We start from the raw sequence: 22,843 nt of genomic DNA, 5'->3' as shown, positions 1-22,843 counted from the left end.
CGCTTGACCATCGACGTTCACACGCACGTCGTGCCGAAGGGCTGGCCGGATCTCGCCGTCGCGTGCGGCGGGACCGGCTGGCCCTGGCTCAAGGTCACGTCGGAGCGGGAAGCGATCATCATGATCCGTGACACCGAGTTCCGGCGGATCGACTCGTCGTGCTGGGACCCGGCCGTCCGCCTGGCCGACATGGATGCCGACGGCGTGTCACGCCAGGTCGTCTCGCCGACGCCGGTGTTCTTCGGTTACGACCGTACGCCGTCTCAGGCTGTCGCTCTGTCGCGCATCTTCAACGACTTGACGTTGGACATCGTCGGCTCCAACCCGCGATTTGTCCCGTTCTGTCAGGTGCCGTTGCAGGACCCATCGGCTGCCTGCGCCGAGCTGGACCGGTCGATGGCGGCCGGCCACGTCGGCGTCGAGATCGGCAACCACGTCGGCGACCAGGACCTCGACGCGGCCGGCATCGTCGAGTTCCTGCAGCACTGCGCGTCGGTCGGCGCCCCCGTCTTCGTGCACCCGTGGGACATGCCCGAGGGTCCGCGCCTCGACCGTTGGATGGCCCGGTGGCTCACCGGCATGCCCGCCGAGACCCACCTGTCGGCGCTGGCCCTGGTCCTGGGCGGCGTCCTCGACCAGGTGCCCGAGTCCCTGCGGCTCTGCTTCGCCCACGGCGGCGGCAGCTTCCCGTACTGGCTGGGTCGCGCCGACAACGCCTGGGAGCGCAAGGGCGACCTGGTGCGCGGCCGCTCGACCCGCCCACCCAGCGCCTACGTCGACCGCATCTTCGTCGACTCGGTCGTCTTCAGCGAACCCGCGCTGCGCCTGCTGGTCGACACCATGGGCGAGGACCGGGTGGTGGTGGGCAGCGACTACCCGTACCCGCTGGGCGAACGCCCCGCCGGCCAGGTGGTCCACAAAGCCTCGTTCCTCACCGACGACCAGCGCACGAAGCTGCTGACCGCCAACGCCATCCGTTTCCTCCACGGCTGAGGTGTGTGTCCTGCGTCATAGGTGTCGTCCAAAACCACCGTGCGGAGCGTCTGGGCCGACGTGACCTTCAGTCGTATGCGCGCCCTGGTTGTCGTCGGCGTCCTGTTCGTGGCGGCCGTCGTCGTCGTGGTGACCGCCGTGGTCCGCGACACCCAGGCCAACGCCTCGGCCGCCCAGTCCTGCCCCGACGGCGCTCCGCGGGTCAGCCTGGCCCTGCCCTCCGACGCGTCCCAGGTCAAGCTGCGCATCTTCAACGGCACCAAGACCCCCGGCGTGGCCGAGCGGGTCACCGAGGACTTCAAGAACCGCGGCTTCGTCGTGCAGAAACCCGCTGACAGCAAGGCCAAGCTCAAGGACGTCGCCGTGCTCCGCTACGGCCCCAAGTCGGTCGCCGCCGCCCAGTGGATCCGCGCCTACTTCCTGGGCGACGCCGAACCGCAGTACAGCCCCACCCGAACCACCGACGTCATCGACGTGGTCATCGGCCCGCGTTTCCGCCAGCTCGCCACCTACACCGAGGTCAACCAGTCCCTGGCCCAGCTCAGCGCCCCCACCCTCCCGCCCGGCGCCTGCCTGGCCCCCTGACGCGCGACCCCACGACCGCGCCGCGACGGCATAGGCTGCCTGGCATCGATTCTCGTGATAGCGGGAGGTTGCCGTGCCGTCCACGCCGGAGGCGCCGGGCGCTTGGGCCGCGCCGCCCGATCCCGGAGGCGCGAGGACGGTCCAGGAATTGGTCGAGCGGCTGCGGGCGCTCAAGGTCTGGGCCGGTGACCCGTCGTACGAACGGATCAAGTCGCGGGTCAACGACGAGTGGACCGGCGCCGGGCGTCCCGCAGCTGAGCTGGCCCGGCGGACCACCGTGGCCGACTGCTTCGCCCCCGGCCGCCGCCGGCTGAACAACGATCTGGTGGTCTCGATCGTGCGGGCCCTGAACCCGGATCCCGGCTATGTGGCGCAGTGGCGCCAGGCGCTGCGCGTGGTCACCGCGGAGGTCACCCGCACCGGCCAGGTGCTGGTGCGATCCAGTCTGCCGGACGACCCGGCCCCCTTCGTCGGGCGGCTCGACCTCCTCGGCGAGTTGCGCGCTACGCCGTCGCTCGCCGGGGACGGGGACCACTCGCCGATCGTCTTCACCGTCTCCGGCATGGCCGGGGTGGGCAAGACCATGCTCGCCGTCCACGCCGCGCACCGGCTGACGCGGGACTGGCAACCGGACCGGGTGCTCTTCGTCAACCTGCGCGGGTTCCACAGCGATCCGGACCAGCCACCAGCCGACCCGGCGGCCGTTCTCGACGGCTTTCTCCGCGTGCTCGGCGTGCCCGGCCAGCGTGTTCCGCAGGAACCGGCCGCCCGCGCGGCGCTCTACCGCGATCTGCTGAGCCGGGTCCGGGCGCTCGTCGTGCTGGACAACGCCGCCGACGAGGAACAGGTGCGTCCGCTGCTGCCGGGAACACCGAACTCGATCGTCATGGTGACCAGCCGGCGGCACATGCCCGCGCTTCCGGCCGCTGTCCCGGTTCCCGTCGCTGTCTTCACGCATCGGGAGGCGATGGACCATCTCGTTCAGGCCACCGCTGGATTCGCCGCCGAGCAGGACCCTGACGCGCTCGAGCGGCTCGCAAGGGCCTGCGGCCGTCTTCCCCTCGCCCTCGGTATCGTCGCGGCGCTGATTGCCCGGCGGCCCGGGTGGACGCTCGCCGACCATGCCGACCGGCTCGACGAGCAGCGTCAGGTGCGACTGCTGGAAGCCGGTGTGGAGCTTGCCCTCGACCTGTCCTACCGGAACCTGCCCGGTGACGACCGCCAGTTGTTGCGGATGGCCGCGCTGCATCCGGGGCAGGAGGTAGATGCCCATGCCGCGGCGGCCCTGGCGAACTGCGACGTGGCCGCGGCCGGGGCGGGCCTGGAGCGGCTGCGTCGCGAGAACCTCTTGCTGCCGGTGGCCAAGGGGCGGTACGCCTTTCACGACCTGGTCCAGGTGTACGCCGCCGGCCGCGCCCGGGACGAGGAACGACCCGCCGAGCGGAGCGCCGCGCTTGTCCGGATGACGGACTACTACCTGGCCGCCGCTGCCACGGCCATGGACATCCTGCACCCGGCTGAGGCGCATCGGAGGCCCCGGGTCCCGGCGGCGACCACGCCGTGCCCGCCCATGGCCGGGCCCGCCGACGCCCTGGCCTTCCTCGAACTCGAGCGCACCCAGCTGATGGTGGTCACCGCTCACTCCGCGGCCGAGGGGCGGGCGGCGCACGCCGTCCAGCTGTCCAGCACCCTGTTCCGCTTCTTCGCGGGCGGACATCACGCGGACGCGCTCACCGTTCACGACCACGCCCTCCGGGCGGCCCGGCGCAGCGGCGACGTCGCCGGTGAGGCCACCGCTCACATCAACATCGGGGTGACGTCGTTGCTTCTGGGCCGGCTCGGTCCCGCCGGCGACCACCTGTCGGCCGCCCTACGGCTCGCGGCGCGCGTCGACGACCCGGTGGCTCAGGCGCGGGCGCTCGACAACCTGGGCGCCGTGGAGACAAGGCTGGGCCGTTACATGTCAGCCGCCGAGTTGCACACCGCGGCGCTGCCCCTCTTCGAGCGCACCGGCGACCTCACCGGCCAGGCCCGTACGCTTCTCAACCTGGGCATTCTCGAGGGGCGGAACGAGAAATACGGGGAGGCCGACGCCCGGTACACCCGAGCCCTCGACCTTTTCCGGCGTGCCGGCGACCGCAACGGGGAGGCCGAGGCGCTCAATCTGCTGGGGGATCTCGAAGGGAGGGTGGGCCGCTTCGACTCGGCCCGCGTTCGCCTGCGTGACGCCCTCGAGCTGTTCCGGCAGACCCGCAACGCCGCCGGCGAGTCGCAGACGCTCGACAGCTTGGGGTTGCTGCATGTCCAGCTGGGTGAGCCCGGACCGGCCGCCGACTGTTTCCGGCAGGCCCTGGCGATCTTCCGCGACCTCGGCGACGAGGACAGCGAGGCGTGGTCGCTCAACGGGCTCGGGGAAGCTGCTCTGCTGGCCGGGAATGCGGGCGAGGCCGTGGGCCACCACACCGCCGCCGAGCGGACCGCCGCCGCGACGGGTTCCCTCGATCAGCGGGCCCGGGCTCGCGCCGGCCGCGGTCACGCTCATCGTGAGCTGGGGGATCTTGCGCGAGCGGAGCAGGACTACGAGGAGGCGCTGCGCCTTTATCTCACCCTGGGCACGCCCGAGGCCGACGAGGTGCGCGAGTTCCTCGCCGCTGTCCGGGCGCCGGATGGACGCGGGTGATCATCCGGGAAGAGGCCGGCTCGGGCCAGCCGGCCGGGCATCGACACCACGATCACTGGACCCCCGCCTTGTGCCGGGTGAGCGGGGGCGGCTAACGTACCCACCGATATCAATCCCCCTGTCGCGCGGTTTCTCGTGGTGTGCCCAGGAAACCGCAGCTCAGGGGGCGACTCATCAACGGGGACAATTTCATGACATCGATGCTCCGCGCCCGCTGGGCGCGGCCGGTCCTGGCTGCCGGTATCGCGGTGGCCGCCCTGACCGCCACCACCTCCGGCGTTTCCTACGCCGCTCCCGCACCCCTCTCGGCCGCTCAGGCCGCCGCCGCGAGCCAGGCCTCGTACGAGCAGAAGCTCGCGGTCGCCATCAAGTTCGGCCGCGGCGACGATTTCGCCCTCATCGAGCGCGCCGACCGTGACTTCGTGATCGAGATCTGGAAGCACGTCAAGGACGACGGCGACTACCTCGAGGTCCGCTCGGCGGCCGAGGAGGCCTTCGGCACCGTCTCCGACGAGACCAACCCCGACGCCACCGACCTGGCCTGCTACGAGTTCATCACCGTCGGCGTGTTCGCCGCGTTCGACCGCGACGTCGAGCGGGAGCGCCGCGAGGCCGAGGCCAAGCGCCTGTCCGACCAGGCCCGCGCGGCCGCCGCGGCCAGCATCGACATCGTGGCCGGGGCCGACCTGCTGAACGGGACCGACGCCGACTTCATCCGGCTGATCTGGGAGCGCGTCGCCGACGACCCCAAGTGGCTCGAGGTCAAGGAGGCTGCCGCGGCCGCCCGTAACGGCACGCCCGAGCAGCAGGCGCAGTTCATCGCGTCCGGCATGGCCGCGGCGGCCAAGCTCGCAGTCGACCGCCGCATCGCCGAGGACGAGACCCGCACCGAGGCCGAGAAGGCCGCCGCCCTGGCCCGCGCGGCCAAGCAGCAGGCCGCCAACCGGATCGGCCTGCCGGTCACCGAGCAGCTGCTCAGCCTGCCCGACCGCGACTTCGTGACCGAGGTCTGGAACTTCGCCGTGCCGGGCAGCGAGGTCGAGGCAGCCGCCATCTCGGCCGCCCGCAGCAACGACCCCGCGGTGTGGAAGGCGTTCATCGACTCCGGCATCCACCAGGCCAAGAACCGCGACATCGAGAAGGCCCTGGCCGCCGCCGAGGCCGCCGACCGGGTGGCCGCCAACGAGGTGCTGTCCCGGGCCGAGAAGGCCGCGAACCGCAACCTGGCCCTGGCCGCGCGGTACGCGCTGGCCGGCAACGCCCAGGCGGTTGCCGACTTCCTGCGCGTCGGCCAGTACGAGGTGCGCCCCGACCTGCCGCAGCGGCTGCAGGCCGGCCACACCGGGCTCTGCCTCGGCGTCCCGTCGGGCTCGCTCGAGACCAACACGCAGCTCATCCAGTGGCCGTGCAGCGCGGCCAAGGACCAGGGCTGGACGTTCTTCCCCAAGACCAACGGCAACTACGTGCTGCGTAACCTCAACAGCAACCAGTGCCTGGCCGTCGCCGCCGGCTCCAAGGACGACAAGGCCCGCGTCATCCAGTGGACCTGCAACAACGGCAACGAGCAGCTGTGGACCCCGCAGCAGGACACCACCGGCCTGACCCGCTTCAAGAACGTCAACAGCGGCAAGTGCCTGTCCGTGCTCGACGCCTCGACCGCCAACGGCGGCAAGATCACCCAGTTGCCCTGCTCGACCAGCGTGCCGTCGACGGGCTGGGACGTGCGCGCCCGCGGCCTGATCCACCTCGAGTCGGCCTCGTTCAACGGCGACGCCTTCCAGGACGCGATCGCGGCCGAGGTCGGCACCGGCCGGCTCTACCTCTACCCGGGCACCGCCAGCCAGCAGGCGTTCGGCGCCCGCGTCCTGATCGGCACCGGCGGCTGGAACGGCATGGACAAGCTCGCCACCGGCCGCATCGACAGCGACGGGTACGACGACGTGGCCGCTGTCGAGAAGTCGACCGGCAAGCTGTGGCTCTACCCCGGCACCGCCAACGGCACCCTCGGCACGCGCGTCCAGATCGGCAACAGCGGCTGGACCAACATGCAGAACTTGGCGTACGGCCGGTTCAACGCCGACGCGTACGAGGATCTCACCGCGGTCGACAGCCGGGACGGCAAGCTGTACCTGTACCCGGGCACCGCGACCGGCATCCCCGGCTCCCGGGTGGTGCTGAACTCGGGTAACTGGAACGGCAACAGCGAGCACGCGGTGGGCCGCTTCAACCGTGACGACTTCGACGACATCGTCTCGGTCGAGGCCTCCACCGGCAAGCTGTGGCTCTACCCCGGCGCGGCCAACGGCGCCCTGGGCGCCCGCGTCCAGATCGGCTCGGGCGGCTGGAACGGCATGAGCGAGCTGACGGCGGGCCGGTTCAACGCCGACGAGCACGACGACATCGTCGCCACCGAGAACGGCTCCGGCAAGCTGTGGCTCTACCCCGGCACGGCCGCGGGCGGCGCGCCCGGCGCCCGGGTCGAGCTCGGCATCGGCGGCTGACACTCCCGTTCCGGCACCGGCCCGCACCCTGGAAACGGGGTGCGGGCCGGTGTGTTTCCCGGAAGATCGAACCGCCGCGCCGAGCCGGTCCGTACTTCCCGGCGACAGTCACGGGCGCAGCGAGGAGACAGCGTTGGACGACCCCGAACGCGACGAAGACGACACCTACGCGTTCCTGTCCGGCGCGGCCGGGTTCGCCTATCGCGACGACCCGTCCACCGGCGCCGGGGACGATGAGCCGCCGACCGAGGAGTTCCCGCTCGTCACGTGGCCACAGCCCCGGCCGGCGACGTACGGGGGCCGGGAACGCCGGTCGCGGGCGGTGGCGGTCCTGGTCGCGGCGGCGGTCGTCGCCGGGGCCGGCCTGCTCGTCGTCGCCGGGGTGGCCGGGGGCGGTGAGAAGCCGCCCGTGCCACCGCGGGCCGAGGGCGGGCCGGTGTTCGTGCCACCCGACGAGCCGGCCTTCGCAGTCGGCACGTTCGAGTTGGCCGGCAGCGTTCCCGAGCTGCATCTCACCCTGGGACGCCCGGGCGCCGGCCCGATCCGGGTCAGCGCGCCGCCCGGCGATGTTCAGGTCCGGGCTGCCACGATCGAGGGCACCCGGGTACGCCTCGACACCACGCCCGATGCGCGACGGCTCGACGTGCTGCTCGACGACCGCACCCAGTGGACGATCCGGATGACCGGCGGGGTGCGCGCGGCCACGTTCGAGCTGACCGGTGGCTCGATCCGCGAGGTCGACCTTTCCGGCGGGGCCGACTCGGTGTTCCTGGCGTTGCCCCGGTCGGGCCGGGCGCTGCCGGTCCGGATGTCGGGCGGGGTGCGCGAGTGGAGCATCCGCACCGAGGGCGAGGTGCCGGTGCGGGTGCGGGCGCAGTCCGGCGCCGGCGAGGTGACCCTCTACGGCCGGCGGCAGAGTGGTCTCGCCCGGAACACGACGCTCACCGCGGGCGACGGCTCCGGTCTCGAGGTGACGGCCGCCGCCGGCTTCGGATCCCTGGCGATCACCTCGCGGTGATCGTTTGCCGCCGGGCGCGGGCCTGGCGGGCGCGTTCGCGCTGTTCCACCGCGGCCTGCCGGGCGCTCTGGGCCCGCGCGCACAGGTCGGCCGCGTGGGTCTGCAGTTCCCTCGCCCGCGACATGATCGCCTCTCGGTTCAGTTCTGCCATGCGCCTTCCCGAGCGCCGTGACGACACCACGTTTTCTGGGTAATACATCTACCAGGAATCGACTCACCAAACGACGCAACTCGCGAGCGCTGCCTTGGGGGAGGCCGTGACAGACAACGACAAGCTGGACGACACGATCGCCGACACGATCGCCGACGAGGCGCTGGAGCAGCTGTCGCGCGCCGCACGGGCACTCCGCTCCGACGAGGCGCCGGGGCTGACCGCGATCGTCGCGGAGGCTGTCGCGATGATCCCGTCCGCCACCTGGGCCGGCCTGAGCGAGCTGAACAGGGGCCGGCTGGCGCCGCGGGCCACCTTCGGGGAACCGCCGAGCGTCCTCGACCGGCTGCAACGCGAGCTGGGCCTCGGTCCGTGCGTCGACGCGGCCCGTGAGCAGCGTGTGGTGGTCATCGACGACACCGGGGCCGACGAGCGCTGGCCCGAGTTCGCCGCCGAGGCAGTGCGGCAGGGCGTCCGGAGCATGTTGTGCGTCCCCCTGTGGGTCGACAGCCTGCGGCTGGGGACCCTCAGCCTGTACGGGGAGAAGAACGCGGCCTTCGGCGAGTCCGAGCGGCGGCTCGCGGCCGTCTACGGCACCCTCGCGGCGCTCGCGATGGCCGACGGCCGGCGGGTCGCCCAGCTGACGCTCGCCCTGGAGACGCGCGACCTGATCGGGCAGGCCAAGGGCGTGCTCATGGAACGGCTGCGGATCACCCCGGACGCCGCGTTCGAGGTGCTGACCCGGATCTCGCAGAACGCCAACGAGCGGCTGGCCTCGGTGGCCGAGCGCATCGTGCGGACGGGAGAACTTCCGGATCAGGCACGAACTACCCACTGAGAAACTGTTACGCGAGCTCATCTCAGGAAGTCGTGGTGGGGGCAGGCATGGGTGCGCTTGAATACGTGGTCGGGCCCTCCTAACATCCGGTTCGCAGCGGTGTGAGCGTTCACCGTCCGGCGTACGGGAATGAGGACACCTGATGGTTGAGTCTCGGCACGGCCGCGACGACGCCCTGGTCGAGGCGGCCCGGGCCGGCGATCGCGACGCCCTGGAGGACCTGCTGCGCCGGCACCTGCCGCTGGTCCGTCACCTGGTGCGCCAGGCGCTGCCCGACCAGGCGCAGGTCGACGACGTGGTGCAGGACGTGATGGTGCGGGCCCTGCGGCAGCTCGGCACCCTCCAGTCGCCCGGCAGCTTCAAGCCGTGGCTGACCGCGATCGCCGTGCACCAGATCGGCACTCACCGCGCGCGCGGGGATCTCGCCGCCGCTCGCACCGTGCCGCTCGAGGAGGCGCTGAACCGCCCCGACGCCGCCTCCGAGGTGGAGGGGCCCGCGGTGCTGCGGGTGGCTCTGAAGGGTCAGCGCCTGCAGGTGCGGCACGCGGCGCTCTGGCTGGCCGCCGACGACCGTACGGTGTTCTCGTTGTGGTGGCTGGAGCTGATCGGCGAGCTCAGCCGGGCCGAGGTGGCCGCCGCGCTGGGGGTCGGGCCGGCGCACGCGGGCGTCCGGATCCAGCGCATGCGCGAACAGCTCGAGGCGAGCCGGGGCATCGTCGCCGCCCTCGAGGCGCGACCCGGCTGCGCCGAGCTCGACGAGGTCGTGGCGGACTGGGACGGCGTTCCCAGCCCGTTCTGGCGCAAGCGGGCCGGCCGGCACGTGCGGTCCTGCCCGGTCTGCGCCCAGGCAGCCGGCGACCTGGTGCCGACCGACCGGCTGCTGGCCACCCTGGCCCTGCTCCCGGTGCCGGCCGCCCTCGGCTCGGCCGCGCTCGCCGAGATCCTGGCCTCGGGGGCCAAGACCACGAAGGGCGCCTCGGCGGCGCTGGGCCTGGTCGGCCGGGCGGCGCACGCGGCTTTGGCCCACCCGCTGACCACGGCGGTCGGCGCGGCCGTCCTCGCGGTCGGGGTGACCGTGCCCGCCACGGGCTGGGCGACCGCCCCGCAACCGGCTCCCGCCGTCGCCGTCGGGCCGCCGCCGCGCCCCGGGCCGCAGGCCACGACCTCGGCCGGGTCGCTCCCCGCCGGCCCGGTGTCGCTGGAGTCCACGGCCGCTCCCGGCCGCTACGTCGCCGTCAGCGGTGACCAGGGCGTGCTCGACACGGCGGCGGCCCGGCAGCGGGCCACCTTCGAGGTGGTCCCCGGCCTGGCCGACCCCGCCTGCGTGTCCTTGCGCGGCGCCGGCGGCCGCTACCTGCGGCACCAGTCGTTCCGGCTGCGCCTCGACCCGGACGAGGGCACTGTCCTGTTCCACCGGGACGCCACCTTCTGCGGGCAGGACGGCCTGAGCGGGGCCGGCGTCTCGCTGGAGTCGTACAACTTCCCGACGTTCTTCCTGCGCCGGGTCGGCGACCAGCTCTTCGTCGACCAGTTCGACGGCAGCGGCGCCTTCCGGGCCGACAGCTCGTTCCTGGTGCGGCCGCCACTGGGCTGACCGGCCCGGAGTTTGTGTACGTTCGGTGAAGGTCTGTGCCGCGGTGCAACGAAACCGGGCCGGGCGGCGTCTTGCGCATTATGAGCTTCACGCGCGTACGGGCGTTCTTCGTCGTCGGTGTCCTGGCCCTGGCCGCGATCATCGTCGTGGTGGTTGCGGTCGTCCGTGACACCCAGGCCGACGCCGTCGCGGGTCCGCAGTGCCCGCCGGGGGCGCCCCGGGTCTCGCTCACGCTGCCCGACGAGGCTTCCCAGGTGAAGCTGCGGGTGCTCAACGGCACCAGCACCCCGGGCCTGGCCGACCAGGTCACCCAGGAATTCAAGAACCGCGGTTTCGTGATGCAGAAGGCCGGCGAGAACAAGAACAAGCTCGCCAAGATCGCGGTGGTGCGCTACGGGCCGAAGACGGCCGGCGCCGCCCACTGGATCCGGGCCTTCTTCCTGGGTGAGGCCGAGCCGCAGTACAGCCCAGCCCGCACCAGCGATGTGATCGACATCGTGGTCGGCGCGCAGTACCGCCAGCTGGCCACCCGCACCGAGGTCAACCAGTCGCTGGCCCAGCTCAGCGAGCCCGAGTTGCCCCCGGGCGCCTGCCTCGCGTAGCCCACTCGGGCAGGACTTTAGTCGAGACGTTCGAAAGTTCTCCATGTATCGATAGAAGTTGTTTACTTTGTTTCGGAAGGCGCTTAGCGTCCGAGGGCATCGGCAGGAATCGATTCCTGCATCCGTCCCTGGAGCGCCTCATGAAGAGTTTGGTGCTGCTGTCCACCGCCGCCCTGGTCGGCGTCCTCCTCCCTGTTGCCGCCGGGCCCGCGAGCGCCGCCGTCCCGGCGCAGGAGCCCGGCGTCACCCTCCGCACGTACGACCTGCAGACCTCGCAGAGCGCGATCTGCACCCTCAAGCCCGGTCAGACCCCCAACGTCGACAAGCTCCTCCCCGTGATCAACTGGACCACCGCGGCCGAGTTCGGTCTCGAGGACAGGTTCCAGTCCGAGGTCATCGCCAACCTGAACATCGCCGCCGCGGGCACGTACGCGTTCCGGCTCACCAGCGACGACGGCTCGCGGCTGCTCCTCGACGACAGCCTCGTGATCAACAACGACGGCCTGCACGGCGCCGTGGCGGTCGAGGGCAGCGCCACCCTGTCCACCGGCTACCACGCGCTGCGCATCGACTTCTTCGAACGCGACAACGGCCAGCAGCTCAAACTCGAGTGGCGGCCACCGGGCGCCTCCGCGTACACGGTCGTCCCGAACAGCGTGCTCAGCACCGACGCCGGCGTGGTGCGGGTGACCGCCCCGGGCCGCAAGGAGTGCGAGCAAGCCGGTGACAGCCCCGGCGACGGCCTGCCGCTGACGAGCGTGCACCCCGGCTACACGCTGACCAACTTGCGCCCTACCGGGTTCCAGCCCCAGGTCAGCGCGATGGACTGGATGCCCGACGGCCGGCTCGCGATCGCCACGTGGGGCGGCAGCGACACCGTGGCGGGCGAGGTCTACCTGCTCAGCGGGGTCACCGGCAGCACCTCGCCGAGCCAGGTCACGTACCGGAGAATCGCCACCGGGCTGCGCGAGCCGATGGGCCTCAAGGTGGTCGACGGGAAGATCTACGTCTCGCAGAAACACGAGCTGACCGAGCTCGACGACACCAACGGCGACGGCACGATCGACCAGTACCGGCGGGTCGCCACCTGGCCCTTCGACGGCAACTTCCACGAGTTCGGTTTCGGCCTGCTCTATCAGGACGGCTTCTTCTATCTGAACCTGTCCGTCTCCATCAACCTGGGCGGCGCCACCACCGAACCGCAGGGCTCACCCAACCGCGGCACCACCCTGAAGATCAACCGGTCGACCGGTGCGGTGCAGTACATCGCGGGCGGGCTGCGCACCCCCGACGGCATCGGCTGGGGACCCGAGGGTGACATCTTCGTCACCGACAACCAGGGCGGCTGGCTGCCCGCCTCGAAGCTGGTGCAGATCAAACAGGACCGGTTCTTCGGCCACTACACCAACCCGGACGGGCCGTTCGACTCGCAGCCGGTGACCCAGCCCGTGCTGTGGCTGCCGCAGAACGAGATCGCCAACTCGCCCAGCACCCCGCTGCTGCTCACCTCCGGACCGTACGCGGGGCAGATGCTCTTCGGCGACGTCACGTACGGCGGCATCCAGCGCGGCTTCCTGGAAAAGGTCAACGGCCAGTACCAGGGCGCGGTGTTCCGGCTGACCCAGGGCCTCGAGATGGGTGTGCTGCGGCTGAGCCAGGGCCCCGACGGCGCGCTCTACGCCGGCGGTCTCGGCGCGGACGGCAACTGGGGTCAGGAGGGCAAGCTCAAGTACGGGCTGCAGAAGCTGACGCCCAACGGCGCGAGCGTGTTCGACATCAAGGCCATGCGCGCGGTCGCCGGCGGGTTCGAGCTCGAATACACCCAGCCCGTCTCGGCTGCCACGGCCGCTTCGCTCGCCGCCCGCTACCAGGCCAAGCAGTGGCGGTACGTGCCGACGGCCGCGTACGGCGGTCCCAAGGTCGACGAGGAGCAGCTGACGGTCGGCTCGGCCACCCTGTCGTCCGACCGGCTCAAGGTGACGCTCCAGCTGGCCGGGCTCAAACCGGGCCGGGTGGTGCACGTACGCTCGCCGCGGCCGTTCACCAGCACCACGGGCGCGTCGCTGTGGAGCACCGAGGCCTGGTACACGCTGAACAGCCTCACCGACGGCACCACCGTGCGTACGGACAAGGTCGAGGCCGAGCACAGCGGGCTCAGCGGCAGCGCGCACATCGCGACCGACCACAGCGGATACACCGGCTCGGGCTTCGTCGCCGGGTACGGCACGGCCGGCGCGGCCGCCACCTTCACCGTCGACGTGCCGTCGGCCGGTTCCTACCCGGTGGCGCTGCGCTTCAGCAACGGCCCCAACCCGTCGGCCGGGGCCAAGACCGTCAGCCTGTACGTCAACGGCAGCAAGCTGCGGCAGGTCAGTCTGCCCAGCACCGGCAACTGGGACACCTGGTCGACCAAGGCCGACACGGTGACCCTGCGGGCGGGCGGCAACACCATCGCCTACCGCGTCGACACCGGCGACGTCGGGCACGTCAACCTCGACAGCCTGACCGTCGGGGCCGATCCCGGCACGTCGGCCGACAAGACCGCCACCATCACCGGCATCGGCGGCAAATGCCTCGACGTCGACAACGCGGGCACCGCCGACAAGACGAAGATCCAGCTCTACACGTGCAACAACTCGTCGTCGCAGAGCTGGACCCGGATCGGGGACACGTTGCGCGCCCACGGCAAGTGCCTCGACGTCGACAACGCGGGCACCGCCAACGGCACCAAGGTGCAGCTCTACACCTGCAACGGCAGCGCGGCGCAGGTGTGGCAGCCCCAGTCCAACGGGTCGCTGCTCAACCCGGCGTCCGGCAAGGTGCTCGACGCGGCGGGCGGGTCGAGCGCCGACGGCACCCAGATCCAGATCTGGGAGTGGGCCGACGTGGCTCAGCAGCGCTGGACCCACAACAACCCGAGCCGGGTCACGCTCTTCGACGGCGGCTCGCTGAACTCGTTCGTGAACTCCAGTGGCGGCGCGGCGAGCTGGCCGGTGGCCAACGGCTCGGCCGAGGTGCTCGGCGGCGACCTGCGGACCAAACAGGCGTACGGGGACTTCAAGCTGCACGTGGAGTTCTGGCTGCCGAATCTGCCGGCCGACGTGACCGGGCAGCAGCGCGCCAACAGCGGGATCTACCTTCAGGACCGCTACGAGGTGCAGGTGCTCGACTCGTACGGGAAAGCGGTTTTGGGCAATGACGACAGCGCGGCGATCTATCAGAAGCGCGCGCCGGCGGCCAACGCGGCCACGGCGCCCGAGACCTGGCAGACGTACGACATCACGTTCCGGGCCGCGCGCTGGAACGGCTCCGCAAAGGTCGAGGACGCGCGGGTGACCGTGGTCTGGAACGGCAGGACCGTGCACGACAACGTCACCGTCGACGGGCCGACGGGGGCCGGCGCGGCGGAGACGGCGGCGTACGGCCCGATCCGCCTGCAGGACCACGGCGATCCCGGCGCGAACGTGCGCTACCGCAACATCTGGATCGAGCCGGTCTAGTTCCGGTCGTACTGCGGGGAGGCGAGCAACTCGGTGAGACCGCACAGGGTCAGGATCTGGCGTACGTTCTCATGCGCCCGGCTGATCATCAAGGTCCCGCCGAGTTGCTCCACCACCTCCCGGCAGTACAGCAACTCACGGACGCCGGCCGAGCCGATGAAGGTGAGCGCGTCCAGATCGAGGGTGACGTGACGGGCGTCGTGGCCGGTCAACCGGCTGCGCAGCTCGGCGCAGTTGTCGCCGTCGACCTCACCGGCCACCGAGATGAGGACGGCGTCCTCGCCGCACTCGCGGACGCCGACATCGAGGATGACGCGTTCGGGAAAACCATGCATGACAGTGATCTCCAGCCCTGGCGTGCTTCGAGTGGACCTGTCACCGGTTGCTGACGGGTGCCGAGAAGACAGCTCATGGGCCGGGAACCCGACGTGGTTCGATACGGACACCCTACTCCTGGACGAGTGGTGTCGGATCGGGGTCGAGCCGATCGTGGTAGTGGTGAGAGGCCCACGAGCACCGGGAGATGATCGACATGCGGTTCTTCGTATCCGTCATCCACGACAAGGCGAACTCCGGCACCCCCGAGGAGATGGCCGCCATCGACGCGTTCAACGAGACGCTGGTGGCCGGCGGGCACTGGGTGTTCGCCGGCGGCCTGGCCGGACCCGACACGGCCACCGTCATCGACGGGCGTGACGGGCCGGCGCTGTTCACCGACGGGCCGTTCGTCGAGACCAAGGAGTTCGTCGCCGGTTTCTGGGTGTGGGAGGCGCCCGACCTCGACGTCGCCCTCAAGCTCGCCGCCGCCGGCTCCCAGGCGTGCAACCGGCGTCTCGAGGTCCGGCCGTTCCTGTGAACGCCGCCGCTGCTGTCGCCCGGACCCACCGCGAGCAGTGGGCCTGGATCGTCGCCACGCTGACCAAACGGTTCGGTGACCTCGACATCGCCGAGGAAGCGGCGGCCGACGCGTTCGCGACCGCCGTCGAGAAGTGGCCCGCCGACGGTGTGCCGCCCAACCCGGGCGCCTGGCTGACCACCACGGCCACCCGCAAGGCCATCGACCGGATCCGCCGCGAGGGCAAACGCGACGACAAGCAGCGGGAGTCGCTGATGCTGCACGACGACACCCCGCCCGAGCCGACCGGCGCGATCGACGACGAGCGGCTGCGGCTGTTCTTCACCTGCTGCCACCCCGCGCTCGCCCCCGAGTCACGGGTGGCGCTGACGCTGCGTATGGTCGGCGGCCTGACCGTGCCCGAGATAGCGCGCGCCTTCCTGGTGCGCGAGACCGCCATGGAACAGCGGATCACCCGGGCCAAGGCGAAGATCAAGGCGAACCGCATCCCGTACCGGGTGCCCGCAGCCGAGGATCTGCCCGTACGCCTGTCCGGCGTGCTCGCCGTGCTGTTCCTGGTCTTCAACGAGGGCTACCTGGCCACCGGCCCCGGCACCGACCCCGTACGCCGGGAGCTGACCGGCGAGGCGATCCGCCTGACCCGCCTGATCCGCGCCCTGATGCCCGGCGACGGCGAGGTCGCCGGCCTGCTGGCCCTGATGCTGCTCACCGAGGCCCGCCACACCGCCCGCGTCTCGGCCGGCGGCGAACTGGTCACGCTGACCGACCAGGACCGCGGGGCCTGGGACACAGCCCTGATCGCCGAGGGCCACCGCCTGGTCCGCGAGCGCCTGGCCACCGGCGAGGCGCCCGGCCGCTACCAGGTCCTCGCCGCGATCAACGCCGTGCACACCTCGGCCCGCGACGTGCGCGACACCGACTGGTCGCAGATCGTCGCCCTCTACGACCAGCTCGTACGCCTCGACCCCTCACCGATCGTGGCCCTGAACCGGGCCGTCGCGGTCGCCGAACTGGACGGCCCCGACGTGGCGCTGGCCGCCGTCGACCGCCTCTCGGGCAAACTGGCGGGCTACCACGCCTTCCACGCCACCCGGGCCGACCTGCTGCGCCGCCTCGGCCGCGGCCCCGAGGCGCGGGCAGCCTACGACCAGGCGATCACGTTGGCCGGCAACACGGCCGAGACCGCCTACCTGACCCGCCGCCGCGACCAGCTGGCCACCCGATGACAGCCGTCCAGGATTTGTCCCCTTCGGAAGTGTCGGATTGAGGGAAACGATGGTCCCGGTGGTGCTCGCTGACTCACAGTGAGGGGAGTGAACCAGCCTTTGTCCCGGCCGGGCGCCGGGCCGCGTGTGCGTGGACGACCGCTCAAGCCGGTGGTCGCCGTGCTGGTGGCTGGGGTGGCGATCGTGGTCTTGTTCCTGGCGGGGGTCGCGATGCAGGCGACCGGCAGCCCCGAGCAGACGGCCGCGACCACGGCGCCGGCGTCCCGCAAGCCCGTTGAGCCGGGGGTTGGCGACAGGGTGCGTGACGGCAAGTTCGAGTTTGTGGTGTCGGGGGTCGACTGCTCCCGTACGACGGTGGGCTCGGAACTGCTCAAGCGCACCGCCAAGGGCCGTTACTGCGTGGTGAGCCTGTCGGTCCGCAACATCGGGGACCGTTCGCGGTACTTCGTGGGCGGCGCGCAGAAGGCCTTCGACGCGCGCGGGATCTCGTACGGGAATGAAGAGATCGCCGGGATCTATGCCAACCGGAACACGCAGACGTTCCTCGACAAGCTCGAACCGGGCGAGCGGGCGGCCGGCAAGCTCGTCTTCGACGTGCCGCGAGGCGTGCGGCTCACCCGCCTGGAACTGCACGACTCGCTGCTGTCGGGCGGGGCGGACGTCCACCTGGGAAAGCGGTAATTGGGTGGCGTGGCGGGCCGGTGGTGGCCGAGCATGCGGCTGTGCCTGATGTCAGAACAGCCGCCGGGGCCGTGCGCGGCCGGTGGGAGTCCGATGTGGCGGTGTTCCGCGGGATCCCGTACGCGACCCTGGCCGGCCCTTTCGAGGCGCCGCAACCGGCCCCGCCGTGGGACGGGGTGCGGCTGGCGGCGTCGTTCGGCCCGGACGTGCCGCAGCCGGACGGCTCGACCGGGCGGCCGGGGGAGTGGCTGACCGTCAACGTCTGGTCGCCCGACCCCGGCCCGGCCGCGAAACTCGCGGTCATGGTCTGGATTCACGGGGGCGGTTACACGTTCGGCTCGTCGAGCCGGCCCGAGTTCGACGGCGGCCGGCTCGCCCGGGACGGCGAGGTCGTGGTCGTGACCCTCAACTACCGGGTCGGCGCGGAAGGGTTCGGGCACGTGCCGGGCGCGCCGCACAACCGGGGCCTGCTCGACCAAGTGGCCGCCCTGCGCTGGGTGCACGACAACATCCCGGCCTTCGGCGGCGACCCGGGGCGGGTGGCCGTCTTCGGCGAATCCGCGGGCGGTGGCTCGGTGGCCGCGCTGCTGGCGATGCCGCGCGCCGCCGGGTTGTTCCGGGCGGCCATCGCCCAGAGCGTGCCCGGCACCTTCTTCACCCCGGAACTCGCCGCCTCCGGTGGTGGGCCCGCGGCGTACCCGTCGATCCAGTTCGCGCCGGTTGTGGACGGCGACGTGCTGCCGTGCACCCCGTGGCAGGCTCTGACCGCCGGGGCCGCCCGCGACATCCCGCTGCTCACCGGTCACACCCGTGACGAGCATCGGCTGTTCACCGTCCTCAACGGCGGCCTGCCCACCACCGACCTCGACCTGCTCGCGCCCGGAGGCGTACAGCGCTATCGCGACGCCTTCCCGCAGGCGAGCGACGACGAACTCACCGAGTTGATCCACTCGGACTGGCTGTTCCGCATGCCCAGCGTCCACCTGGCCGACGCGCAGATCACCGGCGGCGGCCGGGCCCACCTGTACGAGCTGACCTGGGAAGGCGTCCTGGGCGCGTGCCACGGCCTCGACGTCCCGCTGGTCTTCGGCAACCTGTCCGGCAACGAACCCGCCCAGCTGATCGGCGACAAGAGCGACGAAGCCGCCGAGCTCTCCGCGCGGATGATCAGGGCGTGGACCGGTTTCGCCGTACGCGGTGATCCCGGCTGGCCGCCGTACACCGCCGACAAGCAGCTCACCCAGGTCTTCGACGTTCCCGGCGGCGTCGTCCCGTACCCCGAGCAGGCCTCCCACCGAATCTGGCGAAGGACTGCGGAACCCGGCCCGGGTTCTTAACTATTTCGAAACATTGACGACATTGATTTGCCGGCCCTACAGTTCCTGACACGTGAGAGCGCTCTCACGGATCTGGTCTGGAGGCGTCTTGCGTAAACAATGTGCCCTTGCGGTCGCCGCGGCGGTCGTGGCCGGCCTGGGTGCCGTCGCCCTGAGCGGAACGGCCGACGCGGCCACCGTCGGCGCCGGCAGCTACACCGAGACCCTGCCCGCCGGCGCGAGCCTGCCGGTCGGCTGCGGCGACCTGGCCACCAACCCCCGGCAGTTCCTGACGGCCAACGCCCCGGCCGGCCCGGTGCCCACCAACGACTGGTGGTCGTCGCTGCTCTTCAAGAAGTTCGACTGCGCCCACAGCGAGAACCTGCACGCCCACCCGACCGGTTACGACACCACCTCGGGCGGGCTCGGCTTCTCGTACAACACCACGCCGCAGATCAGCGGCTCGGCCACCGGCGTCGGCGAATACCATTTCCCGTACGTCGAGGACTTCACCGCCGGGGTGGCCGGGCTCAACGCGCCCCGCACCCTGGTCGACGGGTGGACGGACTGGACCGTCACGCCGTACTGGAGTGACGGCGTCCGCACCATGAAGGCGACCATCGGGCACGGGCTGCCGTTCGCGTACTTCCAGATCACCGGCGGCAACGCGCAGATCACCGCCAGGAGCACCCCGACGGTCTGGTCCAACAGCGGCTCCCGGATCGGCTACTCGGTCGCGGGCAAGGACTACGTCGCGTACGCGCCGGCCGGGGCCACCTGGACCGTCAACGGCACCGTGATCACCTCGACGCTGGCCGGCAAGGGCTACTTCTCGATCGCCGTGCTGCCGGGCGGCTCCGACCGGGTCGCGCTGGCCGACAGCTACGGCCGGTACGCCCACAACCACGTCACCGGAACCCGCGTCTCCTACGCGTACAACCAGGCCACCAGCCGGGTCTCGACCACATACACCTACACCACCACCGCGCGCGAGGGCTCGGAAACCGGAACGGTCGTCGCCCTCTATCCGCACCAGTGGCGGGCCCTGACCGGCGCCACGCCCATCGCGCCGACCTACGTGAGCGCCCGCGGCGCCATGAAGACCCTGGTCGGCGCGTCGTCGTTCACCACCTCGGCGGTCTTCAACGGCGTGCTGCCCGAGGTGCCCGCGGTCGCCACGAGCGGCGGAGCCGACCTGTCCACCCTCAACGGCTACCTCGACCAGGTCAAAGGCAACCCCGTTCCCGTACGCAACAACGACACGTACTGGACCGGCAAGGCCCTCGGCATCGGCGCGCGCATCGCCGAGATCGCCGACCAGCTCGGGCGTACCGACGTCCGCGACGCCGCGCTGGCCGCCGTCCGCACCCAGCTGACCGACTGGTTCACGGCGTCGTCCGGCAAGAACCAGAAGCTCTTCTACTACGATCGCAACTGGGGGACGTTGATCGGCTACCCCGCCTCGTACGGCTCCGACGCCGAGCTCAACGACCACCACTTCCACTACGGCTACTACATCGCCGCCGCGGCCACGCTGGCCAAGTTCGACCCTGCCTGGGCCACGAGCTCCCGGTACGGGGGCATGGTCGACCTGCTGATCCGCGACGCCAACAACTACGACCGCAACGACACCCGCTTCCCCTACCTGCGCGACTTCGACATCTACGCCGGGCACGACTGGGCCGCCGGGCACGGCGCGTTCTTCGCCGGCAACAACCAGGAGTCCTCGTCGGAGGGCATGAACTTCGCCAACGGCCTGATCCAGTGGGGACAGGCGACCGGCAACACCGCGATCCGCGACGCCGGCATCTTCCTCTGGACCACCCAGTCGGCCGCCATCAACGAGTACTGGTTCGACACCCGCAACGAGAACTTCCCCGCCGCGTTCGGCCACGGCACGGTCGGCATGGTCTGGGGCGACGGCGGGGCGTACTCCACCTGGTTCGCCTCGGCGCCCGAGCAGATCCACGGCATCAACATGCTCCCGGTCACCGGCGGCCACTTCTATCTGGGCGACGACCCGGCCTACGTACGCGCCAACTACGCCGAGATGGTGCGCAACGCCGGCCACGAACCGGCCCTGTGGCAGGACATCGCGTGGCAGTACCTCGCGCTCGGCGACGGCGACGCGGCGCTCGCCAAGTTCCGGGCCGGCAGCGGCTACACCCCGGAGGAGGGCGAGACCAAAGCGCACACCTTCCACTGGATCCGCAACCTCGCGGCATTGGGCACCAGCGATCTCGGCGTCGCCGCCAGCCACCCGCTCGCCCGGGTGTTCAGCAAGAACGGCGCCAGGACGTACGTCGCTTCCAACATCACCGACGCGGCGCTCACGGTGACGTTCTCGGACGGCAAGGTGCTGGCGGTCCCGGCCGGCACGACGGTGGCCAGTGGCGCGCTCAACTGGAGCGGCGGCAACGCGACCGGTGGCGGAGTCACCACCCCGCCCACCACGCCGCCGACCACTCCGCCCACGACGCCGCCCACTGGTGGGGGTGCGGTGCGATACCTGCAGACGGACGGCGCGCTGGCCGGCGCCGCGGGCACGGCCGGCACCGCGACCGTGGCCAAGTCGTCCGGCGTCAACGACAACCAGCCCCACTCGCCCACCACGTTCACCGCGACCGGCCTCAACCTGACCTACCGCTCGGGCGCCGCCACCGCGTTCGGGCTCTCGGTCGACGCGGGCACCTCGGTCGGCAACGCCACCCAGGTCCGCATCTCGTACGACCTGACCGGCAACGGCAGTTTCGACCGCGTCGAGACGTACCGCTACTTCGCCACCGACCCGGTCACCGGCTGGGAGCGCTACACCGACGCCGTCGGCCAGGTCACCACGACGGGCTCGCTGGGCAACCTGGCCAACGGCACCGTCAAGCTCGAGATCTGGAGCGCCATCGGCTCCGCCCCGAGCACGGTCTCCCTGGGCGCCCTGTCCACGGTCACCCTGCCCTACCAGTGAATCGCCGCGTCACCGCCCCCCGACCCGCACCTGGAACCGTTTGCCCGGGTTCGGGCCAGGGGTGGCGGTGATGCGCAGCGGCCGGTCCGGGTGGGCAGGGGTGATCGTCAGCCGCCGGAGCAGCATGGCCATCGTGGCCACCGACAGCACCTCGGTCATGCCGGCGCCCAGGCACGTGTGGCTGCCGACCGAGAACGGGGCGTACACCGAGGCCTTCCGAGCCGTCGCGAAGTCACGGCCGATGTCGAAGCGCCCCGGGTCGGGGAAGTGCTCGGGCAGCTGATGCGGAACCGACGTGGCGACCAGCACGCGACGGCCCTGCTCGATGCGGTAACCCTCGAAGTCGAAGTCCTCGACCACCGTACGGGCGGACCCCGGCGCCGGGGGATACACCCGTAACGTCTCCAGCGTCAGACCCTGCGCTGCAGGCATGGCACGCAGGCGCTCGAAGGTGAGCGGGGCCTCGTCCGCCTCGGCCGTCACCCGCGCGGCGACCTCGGGATTCCGCAGCAGCGCGTGCAGCATGAAGCTGTACAGATAGGCGAGGGTGTTGATGCCCGCGAAGTACCCCTGCAACGCCATTCCGGCGCGCACCTCCATCGGGTAGGGCTCGCCGTTCTCGTCCACCGCGTCCAGCGCCTGGTCGAGCAGGTCGCGCCTTCCCTCCGTACGGGGAAACGCCTGTCGCTCCTCCAACGCGGCCCGCGCGAAGTCAAGAATCTCGGCCCGCGCGCGACGATAGGCAGGCCATTTCAGCGTCGCCGACGGCCATTTGCCGGCGATCGTCACGTCGAGAACCAGCTCGAACGCCTTTCGCAGGGTCTCGAACCGCCCGGCTGAACTCGCCCCGGTCAACGCGATCGACAATTGCGCCGCGGCCAGCCGCTGAAAGCTGTCGACCACCGGCAGCGCCTTCTCCCCGCGCCACTCGTCGAACGTCCGCTCGGTCTCGGCGACCACCTCGTCCCACCGCGCGGCCAGCAGATCCCGCGACAACCCGCCCGCCAGCACCTTGCGCAGATGCCGATGCGGCCGGCCGCGCAGCACGTGCACCCGCATGCCGAACTCACGATTCAGCCCGCCGAAGCTCTCCTCGCTGGAGAACACCTCGTCACCGTGCTCGAGCAGGAACCGATTGGCCCGCTCACCGGCGAGGATGACGAACGCCTGGTTCAGCGCACGCACCCGGTAGGCCGGTCCCATCTCGCGATACGTGTCCACAAAGAACTGCTGCACATCGCCCATCATGCGAAGAGCGTTCCCCAGCACGGGAATCCCGGGTGCCGCCGGCGGCAAAGTCATGCGCCGATTCTGGCCCGTCCGCGCCACCCGGCCCCACA

At 71.2% G+C, this 22,843-nt stretch carries 17 protein-coding genes; 14 read left to right on the top strand and 3 right to left on the bottom strand.

The window, feature by feature from the left end; translation table 11 throughout:
* Window positions 1-3: 3 nt before the first annotated feature.
* The 5 genes from C8E87_RS41590 to C8E87_RS41570 all read left to right on the top strand — a co-directional run bounded on the left by C8E87_RS41590 (window position 4) and on the right by C8E87_RS41570 (window position 7,777).
* Window positions 4-993: an amidohydrolase family protein gene (locus C8E87_RS41590; RefSeq protein WP_133878819.1), complete on the top strand. Its 990-nt coding sequence runs from the start codon at window positions 4-6 to the stop codon at window positions 991-993.
* A 75-nt stretch (window positions 994-1,068) separates the two neighbouring features.
* Window positions 1,069-1,578 (top strand): LytR C-terminal domain-containing protein, encoded by a 510-nt coding sequence (locus tag C8E87_RS41585; protein ID WP_133878818.1) that lies wholly within the window; start codon window positions 1,069-1,071, stop codon window positions 1,576-1,578.
* 73 nt (window positions 1,579-1,651) lie between these two features.
* A complete protein-coding gene (locus C8E87_RS41580) occupies window positions 1,652-4,258 on the top strand; it encodes a tetratricopeptide repeat protein (protein WP_133878817.1) in 2,607 nt (868 codons plus the stop codon).
* A gap of 191 nt (window positions 4,259-4,449) precedes the next feature.
* Window positions 4,450-6,759 carry an RICIN domain-containing protein gene (locus tag C8E87_RS41575; RefSeq protein ID WP_133878816.1) on the top strand — a complete coding sequence of 770 codons (2,310 nt, stop codon included), beginning with the start codon at window positions 4,450-4,452 and terminating at the stop codon, window positions 6,757-6,759.
* 133 nt (window positions 6,760-6,892) lie between these two features.
* Complete coding sequence (locus tag C8E87_RS41570; RefSeq protein ID WP_166661457.1) at window positions 6,893-7,777, top strand: hypothetical protein; 885 nt, start codon at window positions 6,893-6,895, stop codon at window positions 7,775-7,777.
* On the opposite strand, the gene C8E87_RS44125 is transcribed toward C8E87_RS41570, so the two are convergent.
* Complete coding sequence (locus C8E87_RS44125; protein ID WP_166661456.1) at window positions 7,764-7,928, bottom strand: hypothetical protein; 165 nt, start codon at window positions 7,926-7,928, stop codon at window positions 7,764-7,766. The genes C8E87_RS41570 and C8E87_RS44125 overlap by 14 nt on opposite strands.
* Window positions 7,929-8,034: 106 nt before the next feature.
* Between C8E87_RS44125 and C8E87_RS41565 the strand changes: the two genes are divergently transcribed.
* The 4 genes from C8E87_RS41565 (at window position 8,035) to C8E87_RS41550 (ending at window position 14,462) form a co-directional block, all read left to right on the top strand.
* On the top strand, window positions 8,035-8,766 hold the full coding sequence (locus C8E87_RS41565) for a GAF and ANTAR domain-containing protein (RefSeq protein WP_133878814.1): 732 nt from the start codon (window positions 8,035-8,037) through the stop codon (window positions 8,764-8,766).
* 142 nt (window positions 8,767-8,908) lie between these two features.
* On the top strand, window positions 8,909-10,360 hold the full coding sequence (locus tag C8E87_RS41560; RefSeq protein ID WP_133878813.1) for a sigma-70 family RNA polymerase sigma factor: 1,452 nt from the start codon (window positions 8,909-8,911) through the stop codon (window positions 10,358-10,360).
* An 80-nt stretch (window positions 10,361-10,440) separates the two neighbouring features.
* Entirely contained in the window at window positions 10,441-10,962 is a 522-nt protein-coding gene (locus C8E87_RS41555; RefSeq protein ID WP_133878812.1) for a LytR C-terminal domain-containing protein, read from the top strand.
* Window positions 10,963-11,102: 140 nt separating this feature from the next.
* Window positions 11,103-14,462 (top strand): 3-keto-alpha-glucoside-1,2-lyase-like domain-containing protein, encoded by a 3,360-nt coding sequence (locus C8E87_RS41550; RefSeq protein ID WP_133878811.1) that lies wholly within the window; start codon window positions 11,103-11,105, stop codon window positions 14,460-14,462.
* Here C8E87_RS41550 and C8E87_RS41545 read toward each other — a convergent pair.
* Window positions 14,459-14,797: an STAS domain-containing protein gene (locus tag C8E87_RS41545; RefSeq protein ID WP_133878810.1), complete on the bottom strand. Its 339-nt coding sequence runs from the start codon at window positions 14,795-14,797 to the stop codon at window positions 14,459-14,461. The two genes, C8E87_RS41550 and C8E87_RS41545, sit on opposite strands and share 4 nt — an antisense overlap.
* A gap of 197 nt (window positions 14,798-14,994) precedes the next feature.
* Between C8E87_RS41545 and C8E87_RS41540 the strand changes: the two genes are divergently transcribed.
* The 5 genes from C8E87_RS41540 to C8E87_RS41520 all read left to right on the top strand — a co-directional run bounded on the left by C8E87_RS41540 (window position 14,995) and on the right by C8E87_RS41520 (window position 21,503).
* A complete protein-coding gene (locus C8E87_RS41540) occupies window positions 14,995-15,318 on the top strand; it encodes a YciI family protein (RefSeq protein WP_133878809.1) in 324 nt (107 codons plus the stop codon).
* Entirely contained in the window at window positions 15,315-16,544 is a 1,230-nt protein-coding gene (locus C8E87_RS41535) for an RNA polymerase sigma factor (protein ID WP_133878808.1), read from the top strand. Before C8E87_RS41540 ends, C8E87_RS41535 begins: the two co-directional genes overlap by 4 nt.
* 87 nt (window positions 16,545-16,631) lie before the next feature.
* A complete protein-coding gene (locus tag C8E87_RS41530; RefSeq protein WP_239080185.1) occupies window positions 16,632-17,225 on the top strand; it encodes a DUF4352 domain-containing protein in 594 nt (197 codons plus the stop codon).
* Between the two features lie 41 nt (window positions 17,226-17,266).
* The gene (locus C8E87_RS41525) at window positions 17,267-18,562 is read left to right on the top strand and encodes a carboxylesterase/lipase family protein (protein WP_239080184.1); all 1,296 of its coding nucleotides are present in this window, start codon (window positions 17,267-17,269) and stop codon (window positions 18,560-18,562) included.
* 88 nt (window positions 18,563-18,650) lie between these two features.
* Window positions 18,651-21,503 carry a glycosyl hydrolase gene (locus C8E87_RS41520; protein ID WP_239080183.1) on the top strand — a complete coding sequence of 951 codons (2,853 nt, stop codon included), beginning with the start codon at window positions 18,651-18,653 and terminating at the stop codon, window positions 21,501-21,503.
* Window positions 21,504-21,512: 9 nt separating this feature from the next.
* Here C8E87_RS41520 and C8E87_RS41515 read toward each other — a convergent pair whose 3' ends face one another.
* Complete coding sequence (locus tag C8E87_RS41515) at window positions 21,513-22,805, bottom strand: cytochrome P450 (protein ID WP_133878806.1); 1,293 nt, start codon at window positions 22,803-22,805, stop codon at window positions 21,513-21,515.
* Between the last annotated feature and the right edge of the window lie 38 nt (window positions 22,806-22,843).

Source organism: Paractinoplanes brasiliensis, assembly GCF_004362215.1.
Taxonomy (GTDB): domain Bacteria; phylum Actinomycetota; class Actinomycetes; order Mycobacteriales; family Micromonosporaceae; genus Actinoplanes; species Actinoplanes brasiliensis.
Note: the sequence above shows the minus strand (reverse complement) of the source record. Positions and strands in the feature narration are given on the sequence as shown.